Origin of the sequence: Streptomyces sp. NPDC048479 (assembly GCF_040651435.1) — a bacterium.
In the GTDB taxonomy this organism is placed as follows: Bacteria; Actinomycetota; Actinomycetes; order Streptomycetales; family Streptomycetaceae; genus Streptomyces.
Map to the genome: position 1 here is coordinate 213400 of NZ_JBEZKA010000015.1, position 13020 is coordinate 226419.

A 13020-nucleotide genomic window follows, 5' to 3' on the forward strand; every position below is an offset into this window, starting at 1 on the left:
GGCCCACCCCCACCGGCCACCGCGCCGGGCCCCGGCCGCCGAAGACACGGCGGCCGGACGCACAGCACCTCCAGGCGCCACGCCATATATGAGGGAAACGGAGAAACCCCATGTCCAGAAGGCAACATCGCTTCATCCTGGCGCCAGCCTCATTGGCTTTCGCCGTCGGCATCGCCTGCGCCGCACAGGCGCCGCACAATGCCGCGGCAGGCCCCAGCCACGTGGCCAAGGTCGCTGACCTCCTTGGCCGCGCGGACTTCGGTAGCGGCGGTGGCGGCGGTAACGGCGGCGACTGCGGTAACGGCGGTGATGGCGGCAAGGGCGGTGACAGTGGCAAGGGCGGCGGCCCCGGTCAGTCGGGGGAGCCCGGCAAGCCCGGCGCGCACGGCTGTACCCGGTTCGAGGACCTGCCGGACAAGCCGAAGGAAAAGCTCACGCTGGCTGACAAGGTAAGGATCGTGATGGTCGTACTGCACGGACCCACGACAAGCGCCGAGGCCGCCAAGAAATACACGATGTCGGCACACGAGATCGACACCTGGAAACGGCAGTACCTCGCCGGCGACTGGACCGCGCTGATGGGAAAGGACTCCCCCTCCTGATGCACCGCCACTACTGGACGCAGACCGAAGAGCCGACGACCGGGCCCGCTCACGCGGGTCCTGCCGCTGCGGATGCCGACTGATCGTGCGGCGGCCGGTCCACCACCCGGTCATCCGCGCAGTCGGCCAGCCTCCGTCCCACACGCTCTGGCTCGCGTCGGACCGGACCACCCCCGCGCCTGAAGCGACGTGCCGCCCGGTGGCCTCCCGCACCCCGCCCACGGGGCAGGCTGCGAATGCGCCGGAGCCGAGGTCCGCCGTCCCCCACCCGCGCCGCATCACTTTGGGCCGAGCTGACGGTCAGTTTGCGGGGAAGGCCCCGCGCACGATGGAGGCCTGGATGGTCCTCAGCCCCCGGAAAGGGACTGCTCCGCCCAGATGGTCTTGCCGATGGGGAGATGCCGGGTGCCCCAGCGCTGGGCGAGCTGGGCGACCAGCAGCAAGCCCCGCCCTCCTTCGTCGAAGGTCCGGGCACGCCGCAGGTGCGGTGCGGTGTTGCTCGAGTCGAAGACCTCGCAGATCAGGGTGCTGTCCTCGTGGATCAGCCGTAGCTGGATGGGCGGCCGGCCGTAACGGATGGCATTGGTGACCAGTTCGCTGACCATCAGTTCGGTGATGAAGACGGCGTCGTCCAGTCCCCAGGCAGCAAGTTGGTCAGTGGCGTTCTTGCGGGCCTGGGCGACGATGGCGGGGTCGGAGGCCAGGTCCCAGGCGGCGACCCGGTCGGCGTGGAGGACCCGGGTGCGGGCGATGAGCAGGGCGATGTCGTCATCGGGGCGGTGGGTCAGCATGGCCGTCAGGACCCTGTCGCAGACCGTGTCCAGCGTCGGGGCGGGGTGAGCGAGGGCTGCGAACATCTTGTCCAGGGCCTCGTCGATGTCGTGGTGGCGGGGTTCGAGCAGACCGTCGGTGTAAAGGGCGATGAGGCTGCCCTCGGGCAGTTCGGTCTCCATGGTCTCGAAGGGCAGGCCGCCCAGGCCGAGCGGCGGGCCGGCCGGGACGTCGAGGAAGTAGACGGCGCCGTCCGGGGTGACCACGGCGGGCGGGGGGTGGCCGGCCCGGGCGAGGGTGCAGCGGCGGGAGACCGGGTCGTAGACCGCGTACAGGCAGGTGGTGCCGATACCTCCGGCGGTTTCGGCGGCGCCTTCCGTGTCGCCCTCGTCGGCGGACAGGTGGATGACGAGGTCGTCGAGGTGGGTGAGCAGCTCGTCGGGCGGCAGCTCGACGTCGGCCAGGGTGCGCACCGCGGTGCGCAGTCGGCCCATGGTGGCGGAGGCGCGGATGCCGTGGCCCACAACATCGCCCACGACGAGGGCGACCCGCGCACCGGACAGCGGGATCACGTCGAACCAGTCGCCGCCCACGCCGGCCTGGGTGCCGGCGGGCAGGTAGCGGGAGGCGATCTCGAGTGCCGCCTGATCGGGCAGCGTATGGGGGAGCAGGCTGCGCTGCAGGGTCATGGTGGTGGTGCGCTCGCGGGTGTACCGGCGGGCGTTGTGGATGCTGATGGCGGCTCTGGCCGTGAGCTCCTCGGCCAGCAGCAGGTTGTCCGCTTCGAAGGGCTCCCGGCGCTGGTGACGGCCGAAGAAGGCCACGCCGAGCGTGATGCCGCGGGCGCGCATCGGCACCACCATCACCGAGTGTGTGCCCAGCTCGCGGATCCAGGCGGCTCCGGGGTCCTGGGCCGCCCACCGGGCGATGGCGGGGTCGGTCACCTCGTACAGGGCGCCACGGCTTTGTGCCAGGCACTCGGCCACAGGTGAGAGCGTCGGGTAGGTGGTCGTCTCGCCCACTGCGGCCAGGGACTCCGGGGTCCCTTCGAGGACCGACCGCACAGCTGTGCGGCACATGGTGATGGGCCCTGTCGGAGGGGCGGAGCGTGGCTGGTCGCCGTGCTGGGGCAGGTCGAGCAGGTCGACGGCTACGAAGTCCGCGAGCCGGGGGACGGCGACGTCGGCCAGTTCCTGCGCGGTGCGTGCGATGTCCAGAGTCGTGCCGATGCGGGCGCCGGCGTCGTTCAGCAGGAGCATCTGCTGCCGGGCGACGTACTCCCCGGACCTGGAGTGCGCCGCCAGGCACACGGCGCGCACCCGGCCGTCCGGGTCCTTCAGCGGGGCGAGGGAGGTCGACCAGCCGCGATCCGGGCTGACACCCGTGGGGCGGATGTAGGCCTCCACGTACTGCGGCTCGCCGGTCTCCAGCGCCAGGCGCATCTTGTTCTCGGCCTCGTCGCTCACGGGATACGGCGCGATTTCCGGCAGGTGCAGCCCGAGCATCTCGGCCTCCGTGAGGGAAAGTGCGCGCTCCATGCCGGTGTTCGCCCGTACCAGCCGCAGGTCCGCATCGAAGATCGCCAGGATGTCGGGGGACTGGGTGAACGTCCATTCCCTCAGCGCTTCACTCCCGGGCGTCCGGGGCTTGCCAACCACGGCGGACACCACGAGCCACTCGGTGACCGGGTCGTCCGTCGTCCGGCGATGCGCGAGCAGTCCCAGCTCCAGCCTGTGGCCGTCCCGGTGCCGCAGCGCCACGGTGCCGCTCCACCTCTCCCGCCCGGCCGGATCCCGGCGGGCAGCCTCGCCGACGTCATCGGCGAGCAGCCGTGCGGCGGTCTGCCCCACGACATCCGAGGGCACGTAGCCGAGCAGCCGCCGGGCACCCTCGCTCCACCCCGTCACGATGCCCTGCTCATTGATGGTGGCCGTGGCCGTGTATGCCGACTCGGGGGAGGCGTCCGACTCGTCCGGCCGCTCACCAGGAGGGGTGGGAAGTCGCTCCATCGCCGCTCATCTCGCCCTTCGGGAACCTGCACGGCCGGGGCCCTCCTGACAAGCATGATCCTGAGGGGCACGGAGCACCAATCCAGCGCTGTCGCGAGGGGCCCTGCCCCGGGCCCCGGCCGTCGGCAATGCCAGAGGAGGCGACCGGCGGCTCAAAAGCCGGCCCGGCCCGCCCGCCCCCGCCGGCGGGGGCGGAAAAGGGGTCTTCAGAAAGTGATCGTGCATGGCGCACCTGTGGGCGTGCCCTGTGACAGGCCTGTGACAGTCGGCGGACACCGTCATGAAGTTGCCCGGGCACGCTTTTTGAAAGCGGACAAATGGCCGCATTCAGGCATATGTCCCCTGCTTCCGAGGGTGTGAGCAGTGATGACCGAGCCGATCCGTCGGAGGAAATCCCATGAGCCTCACACTCGCCACGCCGTACACCGAAGCCCCCGCACCTACGCTGGCCCCGCGTGAGCGGGAGACACTGCGACATATCGCCGCAGGGCGCACCTATCTGCAAACGGCCCGCCACATGGGGCTCTCCAAGCACACGGTCGACGCCTATCTCCGCCGTATCCGGGCCAAGCTCAACATCAACAGCACGGCCGAACTCACCCGACTGGCCATCTCCCTGGGGCTGTGACGCCCGGCTGCCCGAGCGAGAATCCGCCAAGAAGGCGACCCGGCGCCCATGCTTGTCCCCGGCACACGCCGCGCTGCACGACCGCTGCTCACTGGGCCGGGTCGAGTCCCCACCTCGGCCCGGCCCAGTGAGCAGCGGCACGCCAGGGCCGTGACACCGCTCCGGACCGGGTAATCGCCACGGGCCTCGCCCGCCCCAGACGACCGTCATCGGCGCTGGTCGGCGGACGGCACCTGGGATCGGAACCTGCTGCGATCCAGGCCGATGCGGACGCCCGAAAGACCGCCCCGGCGGCCGGGGCCAAAAAAACGGCCCCGGCCGCCGCGCCAGGGTGGGCTGGGCGCTACCCATCGATGATCGGCCCCTGGCGCTGGGCCGGCCCGCAGGCGCATCCACCGGTCGAGAGTTCTGCTCGATCACAGCCAACTGGTGGCCAGCCAGATGGTCACAGCCGCAGTGGCGATGAGGCCGACGTTGAGCATGACCTGGCGGTCTTCGTCGGTCAGGTGCACGGTGATCGCACCGATCTGCAGGAGCACGAACCCGATGGCCGCGGCCAGGGCCAGCCAAGGCGCGATGCCGGTCGCTGGCGGCAGTAGCAGTCCGACGGCGCCCAGAACTTCGATCGTTCCCAGCGCCCTGACGGCGGGCAGCGGTATGCGGTCCACCCAAGCCATCATCGGGCGGAGCAGATCGCGGCTGCGGATCACCTTGACCGCGCCAGCGTAGAGGTAGAAGGAGGCGAGCAGTCCGGCAATGATCCAGTAGGCGATGGTCATGATTTCCCTTCATGGTCACCGCTTGTGGGTGACCCGCCGGCTCCGGGGGAGCGCCCGGAACCGGCACTTGTGCGTGTGTGAGCGACCCGGACGCCGAGAGGTGGGAGCGCCTTGGCGGTGCCGGTCCGGTGGCGGGCAGCCGGGCGGTGTCGTCCCCTCGGCTTCAGGCGAAATCGGTAGCGGGCTCGGTGGCGTAGCGGCTCATCGTGTGGATGCCGGCATGGGGTGTCAGCGGCCTGCCGTCGGCGCTCATGCTCTGGAGGTCTCGGAAGTACTGCACATACAAGTCGGGGGTGAACGTGCTGAGCATGACGGCGGGTCGGTCGGTCAGGTTGGCGAAGGTGTGCGGGGCGCCGGACGGGACCATCACGAGCGTGCCCGCGGTCGCGTCGTAGTCCTTGTCCCCGACGGTGAACCGCACCGTGCCGGAGATGATGTAGAAACCCTCGTCGTGCTGGGCGTGGCGGTGCTGCGGCGGTCCGGGGGTGTGCGGGGCGAGGACGGACTCGGCGATCCCCAGGCGGTGCCCGGTGTGGCTGCCGTCTTCGAGGACGCGCATGCGCGTGGTGCCCATGACGATCGTCTCGCCGTCGTCGGGGCCGACCACCGATACGGCGGGGTCGGCCTGCGGTTCACTGGTCTTCGCTTCGTCGGTCATGCTCCGAGTGCACCGCCAGGGCCCTGCGAGTGTCCAAGACCCGTTCCGCCACGCCGATACCTTGCGGGTATCGTTGCAGCGTGGAGCTACGTACCCTGCGCTACTTCGTGGCGGTCGCCGAGGAACTCCACTTCGGCCGGGCCGCCGCCCGGCTGCACATGAGCCAGCCGCCGCTGAGCCGGGTGATCAAGCAGCTGGAGACAGAGATCGGTGCCCTGCTGTTCGCCCGCTCACCTGCCGGCGTCACGCTCACCCCGGTGGGGGCAGTGCTGGTCGATGAAGCGCGGGCCCTGCTCGACCAGGCCGACCGCGTCCGCATCCGCGTGACCGCGGCGGCTGGCGCCGCGACCATCACCATCGGCATCCTGGGCGACGGCACCGACCCCGGCATCACCAGGCTGGCGGCCGTCTTCCGCCGAAGCCACCCCGGCGTCGACATCCGCATCCGCGACGCCGACCTGACCGACCCGACCTGCGGGGTGCGCTCCGGACTGGTCGACGTCGCCCTGACCCGTGCGCCGTTCAACGACACCGCCCTGACGGTGCGTGAGCTGCGCACCGATCCGGTCGGTGCGGTACTGCGCGCCGACGATCCGCTGGCCCGTCGCGACCACCTGAAGCTGGCCGACCTGGCCGACCGCCGCTGGTTTCAGTTCCCGCAGGGAACCGACCCGACCTGGCAGTCGTACTGGAACGGCGGCAAGCCGCGCGAGGGCCCGGTGGTACGCGTCGTCCAAGAATGCCTGCAAGCCGTGCTCTGGAACAGCACGGTCGGCTTGGCCCCACTCGGACACGACCTGCCCGAGAACCTGGCCGCGGTTCCGCTGGTCGACATGGCGCCAAGCCGAGTGGTCGCGGTGTGGAACGACGGCGACACCAACCCGTTGATCCGCTCGTTCATCGAGATCGCGATGGCCGCGTACCGCCACTGAGCGCCTACGGCCCCAGCCGGGCGCGGCGCAGTGCCCAACCTCTCCGCCTGCCGAACTCCCGGCCGAGTGACACCGTTCGGGACGTTTTTCGAGGTCAGACCGTACAGTACAAGCCCACGCGCTCATACCGAGAGTCGCTCAACACCAGCCGCTGCAGGCATTGGCGAAGCGCTTGAACGCGGCCTGGGTCCCCGGTCCCGGGTCCCCGTCGATCGCGCCGGTATAGCCCCAGCTGTCCTTCAGCAGGCGTTGCAACGCCTTGACCGTGCCACTTCCGACGATTCCGTCGATCGCGCCGGTGTAGCCCCAGTACGCCCTGAGGTTGCGCTGGAACGCCTTCCAGCTATTGGTGCCAAGCTGCCCGTCGAGCGCGCCGGTGTATCCCCAGTTCGCCTTCAGCCAGCACTGGACGTTCTTGGCCTGCGCAGTACTCAGGCCGAGGTTGACCAGCGCGAGCGGGACGACAGCCTCGGAACTCGCCGCCGGCTTCGAGGTCGGCGCGGACGCCGCGAAGCCGGCGCCCGCACTCGCCAGGCTCCCGGCGGCAATCCCGACGACGGCAGTGAAACTGACGAGTGTCCTCGTTAAAACTTTCGGTCGCATTCCTCGTTCCCCTTCGGTTCCAGGGCGGCACCTGGCGCGGCTGGCGCGCTCATCATCGGTCGAGTCGGTGTCACCCTCTCTTGGTGTGCGCAGAAGCGATCATGGTCGTGGTAGACCTGCCCGCGTCAGCGCGGTACGGACAGAAGCTACCGCTCGGCGAATTGACTGTCGTCGCCTCTGCGCTGACGTTCACTCATCCAGGAGTTGACGTCCGTCTCCATCAGCTGCAGTAGCGGCAACGGGTGTACGGCTCAGTCCGCAGTGAGAACTGGCCAATAAAGGCTGCCCGCTGGCTGATCACGGCTACCCATGCCAGCTCCTCCTCGCCCGCCCCCTCGCCGAAGACCTCCGCCGCCCCTGGGAGCGGCCCGGGCCACCGCACCGGCTCACACCCGCCCGGGCGCGGCGCGGCACGGTTGCCGCAATGGGGTCAGGCTGCCTGGGATGCCGTGGTCAGCGTCTGGGAGCCGAGGACGTCCTCGCCGTACAGGTCCTGCACCCAGTTGCTCTGGTAGATGGTCTCCAGATATCGCTCACCCAGATCCGGGGCGATGGCCACCGAGGTCAGGTTCCGTCCCTCCTGCCGGGCCAGCCAGTCCATCGCGCCGCTGACCACTGTGCCGGTGGAACCCCCGAACAGAAACCCACGCCTGGCCAGCCGATGACAGGTCTGGATGGTCTCGGCCTCCGTCACGCACACCACATCGTCGACATAGGTCTCGTCCAGCAGCGGCGGGCGCCTGCTCGTGCCCAGGCCGGGAATCATCCGCCTACTCGGGGCGCCCCCGAAGGTCACCGAGCCCACGCTGTCGACGGCCACGATGCGCACCGGCCGGTGCCACTCGCGGAAGTAGCGCGCGCAGCCCATCAGGGTCCCGGTGGTGCCGGCCCCGACGAACAGCACATCCAGGTCCGGGAACTGCCGGGCGATGGCCGGGGCGGTCCTGCGGTAGTGGGCCATGCCGTTGCTGGGGTTGGTGTACTGGTTGAGCCACACATAGCGGTCGTCGGAGGCGCACAGAGCGCGGACGTGGTCGATGCGCGCGCCGAGGAACCCGACGGCCGGGTCGGCCTCGGTGATGACGTGCACCTGGCTGCCCAGGGCCTCCATCATCAACCTGGTCGTCAGGTTGCAGCGGGAGTCGGTCACACACAGGAACCGGTAGCCCTTGCTGGCTGCGATCATGCTCAGGGCCACACCCAGGTTGCCCGAGGACGACTCGACCAGGACCGAGTCCGGGGTCAGCAGGCCGTCGCGTTCGGCGGCCTCGACCATCTCGGTGGCGGCCTTGAGCTTGATCGAGCCGGCGAAATTGAAGCCCTCGCACTTGAGGAACAGAGGGTGCCCGAAAACCCCCTCAAGGTCGACGTAGAGCTCGTCCTCGTTGTAGGCCTGGGGAACAGATATGACGGGCATGATCGCCTCCTAACTACGACGGAGCGCCGCATGCCGCTCATCCGTCTCGGCGCGGCTCAGGGAAGAATTCGCCGGCGAGATGTCACTCGCCGGAACACCTCCAGTACGCCCGAATCGGAGCAGTCCTGTCATGCCACCGAAATTCGGGACTTGACACACACCCCTCTCGTGAATATGCGGCTGTGGTCGTGCCTGGGTCGGGGGTGAACGATCGCCGGCACCGGGTCATCTGCGACTTCCGGCGAGCCGTGGCTCCAGCTGTGTCCTGCCTGCCGTGGCCTTCCTTGCCGGTGTACTCCGGCCGCCCGGCAGGCCGCCCGGGCCAGAGGGGCGGTCAGCGTTATCGCGATTGTCGCGCGGATGCGACGGCTGCCCGTGTATACGCGGTCGTAAGTCAGGCGACGCGCCGGAAGGCAAGGAAACACAAGGCGATGACCGGCAGTAGCGGCTGGCTACCAAGGGCGGTTCGCTGCGTCAAGCCCCGAAATCCAGGGGCAGGACAGGAACTCCCCGGCCGGGCCTACTGGAGAGGCGGGACTCAAGAATCCGTCCGTACTGACCGACGCTGATCGAAACGCACTCAAGGAGCTCACGTGCCAGGGAAATCCATCGAGGTCCTGACGGCCGATCCGGCTGAAATCTCGACCATCCACAACGCCGGGTACACCGGCCCGACGACCGGCACCGAGAGCGTCCTGGCCGAGGTGCTGGCAGGCGTCGTGCACGTCGAGCAGGTGCCCCTCGACAGCCACTTCTTCCATGACCTGGGCGCCGACTCCCTGGTGATGGCCCAGTTCTGTGCACGGGTCAGAAAGCGGGCGGACCTGCCCTCGGTGTCGATGAAGGACATCTATCGAAACCCCACAATCCGAACGCTGGCCACCGCGCTCACCGACGCCGCGCCCGCCCCCGTCCCGCCGCCGGCCCCGTCGCCGGCCGAGGTACCGACTGAGGTGCCGGCACAGGCCGGCACGCTGCGCTATGTCCTCTGCGGAACGATGCAGCTCCTGATCTTCCTCGGATACTCCTACCTCACCGCCCTTGTCGCCGTCCGAGGCTACGAGTGGATCTCCGCCGGCTCCGGTCTGCTCGACTCCTATCTGCGGTCGGTCCTGTTCGCCGGCGCGAGCTTCCTGGGCCTGTGCACCCTTCCGATCCTGGCGAAGTGGGTGCTCATCGGCCGCTGGAAAGCCGGGGAGTTCCCCGTGTGGAGCCTGGGCTATCTGCGCTTCTGGGTCGTCAAGACCCTGATCCGCACCAGCCCCCTGCGCCTGTTCGCCGGTTCACCGCTCCAGGTGCTGTACCTGAGGGCACTGGGCGCGCGGATCGGCAAAGGCGTCACCATCCTCTCCCGCGCGATTCCGGTATGCACCGACCTGCTCACCATCGGTGACGGCACGGTCGTCCGCAAGGACGTGCTCTTCTCCTGCTACCGCGCCCACGCCGGCCTGATCCAGACCGGCACGGTCACCCTCGGCAAGGACGTGCTTGTCAGCGAGCACACGGTGCTCGACATCGAGACCTCGATGGGCGACGGGGCCCAGCTGGGCCACGCCTCTTCCCTGCACGCCGGGCAGGCCGTGCCGGGCGGCGAGCGCCGGCACGGGTCCCCGGCGCAGCGGACCGAGGTGGACTACCGGGCAGTCGACCCCGCCGACTGCGGCACCTTCAAAAGGGCCGTCTACAGCGTCCTGCAGCTGCTGAGCACACTGGTTGTGTACCTGCCGCTGGCGATGGGCGGCGTGAGCCTACTGCGCGCCGCAGTCCCACAGTTCCATGCGCTGCTGAACCCGGAGCCTGCGGCTTTCACGAGCTGGACGTTCTACCTCGACGCCCTGACCGCCTCCTTCGTGCTCTTCTTCGGCGCTGCGCTCGCCGGCCTCCTCGTCGTGGGCACGGTGCCGCGCGTGCTCAACCTGGCCATCAAGGCGGACAAGGCCTATCCGCTGTACGGCTTCCACTACGGAATCCAGCGGGCGATCGCCCACATGACCAACAGGAAGTTCTTCGCCACGCTCTTCGGGGACAGCTCCAGCATCGTCCACTATCTGCGCTACCTCGGTTACGACCTGTCCCACGTCGAGCAGACCGGGTCGAACTTCGGCACGGAAGTGCAGCACGAGAATCCGTATCTGAGCTCTGTCGGCAGCGGAACCATGGTCGCCGACGGGCTGTCCATCATGAACGCCGACTTTTCGAGCACGTCCTTCCGCGTGTCCCGGGTGTCGATCGGGCCCCGCAACTTCCTCGGGAACCGCGTCGTCTATCCCTCTCAGGGCAAGACCGGCGACAACTGCCTGCTCGCGACGAAGGTCATGGTCCCGATCGACGGACCGGTGCGGGAGGGCGTCGGCCTGCTGGGCTCGCCCAGCTTCGAGATCCCGCGCACGGTCGAGCGTGACAACAAGTTCAACCACCTGGAGAGCGGCGACGAGCTGCACCGCCGCCTCGCCGCCAAGAACAAGCACAATGCCGTCACCGCGGGGCTCTACCTGCTGGCGCGGTGGGTCCATTTCTTCGTGATCACCCTCATCGCCATGGGCGCCGCGGACCTCTACGCCTCGCTCGGTGCGTCGGTGATCGCGCTGGCCGGTGTCCTTACCCTCCTGTTCACCGTCGTCTATTTCGCACTGATCGAACGGGCCGCCACGGGATTCAAGGCCTTGAAACCGCTGTACTGCTCGATCTACGAGCCCTCCTTCTGGCGGCATGAACGCTTCTGGAAGATGGCTTCGGTCGATTACGTCGAGGTCTTCAACGGCACCCCCTTCAAGAACGTGATCTGGCGGCTGCTGGGGGTCCGGCTCGGTAAGCGGGTCTTCGACGACGGCTGCTTCTTCCCAGAGCGGACGCTCGTCACCATCGGCGACGACAGCACGCTGAATGCGGGGACCGTGATCCAGTGCCACTCGCAGGAGGACGGTGCCTTCAAGTCCGACCGCAGCACGATCGGCTCCGGCTGCACCCTCGGGGTCGGCGCCTTCGTCCACTACGGCGTGACGATCGGCGACGGCGCGGTGCTCGCCCCGGACTCCTTCCTCATGAAGGGCGAGGAAATCCCCCAGCACACCGGGTGGGGCGGAAACCCGGCCCGGGAAATGCGGGACAACAAGGCCGATCTGCCGGCCCGCCAAGACAGCAACGACACATGTGCCGCCACGGCCGGCGGCAACTGACACCGCGGCAACAGCAACAAGCGGAGGAAAGATCCAATGGGAACGCAATCGATTCGCATGGAGGCCGGCCGGGAGTTCTGGCGCGGCGTACTGACAGCCGGCGGTTTCACCCCCGCCCCACGCTGGACCGTCAACCCCGTGAACGGCGTGGGGGAGTACAGGACGACAGTCCCCGACGACATCATGACGGCGTCGCACCGACTGGCGAACGAGCTGGCACTGCCGCTCGGTTCGGTACTACTCGCGGCGCATGCCAAGGTGCTCTCGGCACTGTCCGGCGAGCAGGAGATCACCACCGGCTACGTCGTCGCCGCCGCCGACGCCAGCCGACCGCTGCCGTGCCGGTTGACCACCGCACCTGGCTCGTGGCGGGCGCTGCTGCTGAACTCCCATCGGGTCGCCTCGGAACTGCTGTCGCACAAGGACTTCCCGGTCGATGACCTCAGGCGCGAACTGGGCCTGACCCAAGCGCCGTTCGAAACCGTGCTCGACCTCACCGGAGGCGGCGGCGACCTCGCCGAGCACACCGTGCTGGAGGTGAGAATCTCACAGGACGGCGACCAACTCGCGCTGGGGCTGCGCTACCGCACCGACGTCCTCGACGCGGACTGCGCCGCCCGGATCGCCGGCTACCACCTCGCCGCCCTCGCACTGATCGCCGCCGACCCTGATGCCGGGCACGGGCGGCAGAGTCTGCTGTCCGCCGAGGAACTCCGCTTCCAGCTCGAGGGGCTGGCCGGACCGCGCCGGGAGTTGCCGGACCGCCGGGTGCACGAGCTGTTCGAGGAGCGGGTGCGGGCGCATCCGGATGCCGTCGCAGCCGTGCACGGCGAGAGGCAGTGGACCTACGGCGAGCTCAATGCCCGCGCGAACCGGCTGGCACGCGCCCTGCTGGCCCGCGGCCTCGGCCGCGAGGGCGTCGTGGCAGTGGTGACGGAGCGCAACCTCAACTGGCTGGCCGCGGTGCTGGCCATCTTCAAGGCCGGGGGCGCATACCTTCCCGTCGAGCCGCATTTCCCGGCCGGGCGCATCGCGACCACACTTGCCCGCGCGGGGTGCGGCCTGGTGCTGACCGAACCCGGCAGCACCACCACCCTCGACCAGGCCCTCGAGACGCTGCCCGCAGTCCAGGCGCTGGTCGTCGACGCGGCCTACGAAGAAGACCATCCCGACGGTGATCTCGGTATCGCCGTGGCCCCGGACCAGCTCGCCTACATCTACTTCACGTCCGGCTCCACGGGCGAGCCGAAGGGGGCGATGTGTGAGCACGCGGGCATGCTCAATCATCTGTTCGCCAAGATCGACGATCTGGGGATCGGCGAGGGGCAGGTGGTGGCCCAGACCGCGCCGCAGTGCTTCGACATCTCGCTGTGGCAGCTGGTTTCCGCGTTGCTGGTGAGCGGGCGGACCCTGCTGGTCGAGCAGGAAGACATCCTGGACGTCCC

Annotated in this window: 10 protein-coding genes; 5 read left to right on the forward strand and 5 right to left on the reverse strand. The window is 69.0% G+C overall.

The features are described 5' to 3' along the window. Positions 1-110: 110 nt before the first annotated feature. Positions 111-602 carry a DUF1153 domain-containing protein gene (locus tag AB0D12_RS23880; protein WP_362686325.1) on the forward strand — a complete coding sequence of 164 codons (492 nt, stop codon included), beginning with the start codon at positions 111-113 and terminating at the stop codon, positions 600-602. Positions 603-949: 347 nt separating this feature from the next. Here the strand turns inward: AB0D12_RS23880 and AB0D12_RS23885 are convergent, their stop codons facing one another. Further along, a complete protein-coding gene (locus tag AB0D12_RS23885) occupies positions 950-3382 on the reverse strand; it encodes a SpoIIE family protein phosphatase (protein WP_362686328.1) in 2433 nt (810 codons plus the stop codon). Between the two features lie 397 nt (positions 3383-3779). On the opposite strand from AB0D12_RS23885, the gene AB0D12_RS23890 reads away from it, so the two are divergent. After that, positions 3780-4010: a helix-turn-helix transcriptional regulator gene (locus tag AB0D12_RS23890; protein WP_362686331.1), complete on the forward strand. Its 231-nt coding sequence runs from the start codon at positions 3780-3782 to the stop codon at positions 4008-4010. Positions 4011-4426: 416 nt separating this feature from the next. Here AB0D12_RS23890 and AB0D12_RS23895 read toward each other — a convergent pair whose 3' ends face one another. Further along, positions 4427-4789 (reverse strand): DoxX family protein, encoded by a 363-nt coding sequence (locus AB0D12_RS23895; RefSeq protein ID WP_362686334.1) that lies wholly within the window; start codon positions 4787-4789, stop codon positions 4427-4429. Positions 4790-4952: 163 nt separating this feature from the next. Continuing rightward, the gene (locus AB0D12_RS23900) at positions 4953-5447 is read right to left on the reverse strand and encodes a cupin domain-containing protein (RefSeq protein WP_362686337.1); all 495 of its coding nucleotides are present in this window, start codon (positions 5445-5447) and stop codon (positions 4953-4955) included. An 80-nt stretch (positions 5448-5527) separates the two neighbouring features. Here AB0D12_RS23900 and AB0D12_RS23905 point away from each other — a divergent pair, with 80 nt between their 5' ends. Continuing rightward, positions 5528-6379 carry a LysR family transcriptional regulator gene (locus AB0D12_RS23905; RefSeq protein WP_362686340.1) on the forward strand — a complete coding sequence of 284 codons (852 nt, stop codon included), beginning with the start codon at positions 5528-5530 and terminating at the stop codon, positions 6377-6379. A 138-nt stretch (positions 6380-6517) separates the two neighbouring features. Here the strand turns inward: AB0D12_RS23905 and AB0D12_RS23910 are convergent, their stop codons facing one another. Both AB0D12_RS23910 and sbnA read right to left on the reverse strand, forming a co-directional pair. Then, entirely contained in the window at positions 6518-6982 is a 465-nt protein-coding gene (locus AB0D12_RS23910; RefSeq protein ID WP_362686343.1) for a peptidoglycan-binding protein, read from the reverse strand. 430 nt (positions 6983-7412) lie between these two features. Next, a complete protein-coding gene (gene sbnA / locus AB0D12_RS23915) occupies positions 7413-8399 on the reverse strand; it encodes a 2,3-diaminopropionate biosynthesis protein SbnA (protein ID WP_362686346.1) in 987 nt (328 codons plus the stop codon). A 593-nt stretch (positions 8400-8992) separates the two neighbouring features. Between sbnA and AB0D12_RS23920 the strand changes: the two genes are divergently transcribed. Further along, positions 8993-11575 carry a Pls/PosA family non-ribosomal peptide synthetase gene (locus AB0D12_RS23920; protein WP_362686349.1) on the forward strand — a complete coding sequence of 861 codons (2583 nt, stop codon included), beginning with the start codon at positions 8993-8995 and terminating at the stop codon, positions 11573-11575. A gap of 36 nt (positions 11576-11611) precedes the next feature. After that, a partial coding sequence (locus AB0D12_RS23925; protein ID WP_362686352.1) for an AMP-binding protein occupies positions 11612-13020 on the forward strand: 1409 nt, incomplete at its 3' end.

Excerpts from the sequence above, each read along its gene's own strand:
- AB0D12_RS23880 (WP_362686325.1), top strand. The coding sequence starts at position 111 with ATGTCCAGAAGGCAACATCGCTTCATCCTGGCGCCAGCCTCATTGGCT.
- AB0D12_RS23885 (WP_362686328.1), bottom strand. The coding sequence starts at position 3,382 with ATGGAGCGACTTCCCACCCCTCCTGGTGAGCGGCCGGACGAGTCGGAC.
- AB0D12_RS23890 (WP_362686331.1), top strand. The coding sequence starts at position 3,780 with ATGAGCCTCACACTCGCCACGCCGTACACCGAAGCCCCCGCACCTACG.
- AB0D12_RS23895 (WP_362686334.1), bottom strand. The coding sequence starts at position 4,789 with ATGACCATCGCCTACTGGATCATTGCCGGACTGCTCGCCTCCTTCTAC.
- AB0D12_RS23900 (WP_362686337.1), bottom strand. The coding sequence starts at position 5,447 with ATGACCGACGAAGCGAAGACCAGTGAACCGCAGGCCGACCCCGCCGTA.
- AB0D12_RS23910 (WP_362686343.1), bottom strand. The coding sequence starts at position 6,982 with ATGCGACCGAAAGTTTTAACGAGGACACTCGTCAGTTTCACTGCCGTC.
- sbnA (WP_362686346.1), bottom strand. The coding sequence starts at position 8,399 with ATGCCCGTCATATCTGTTCCCCAGGCCTACAACGAGGACGAGCTCTAC.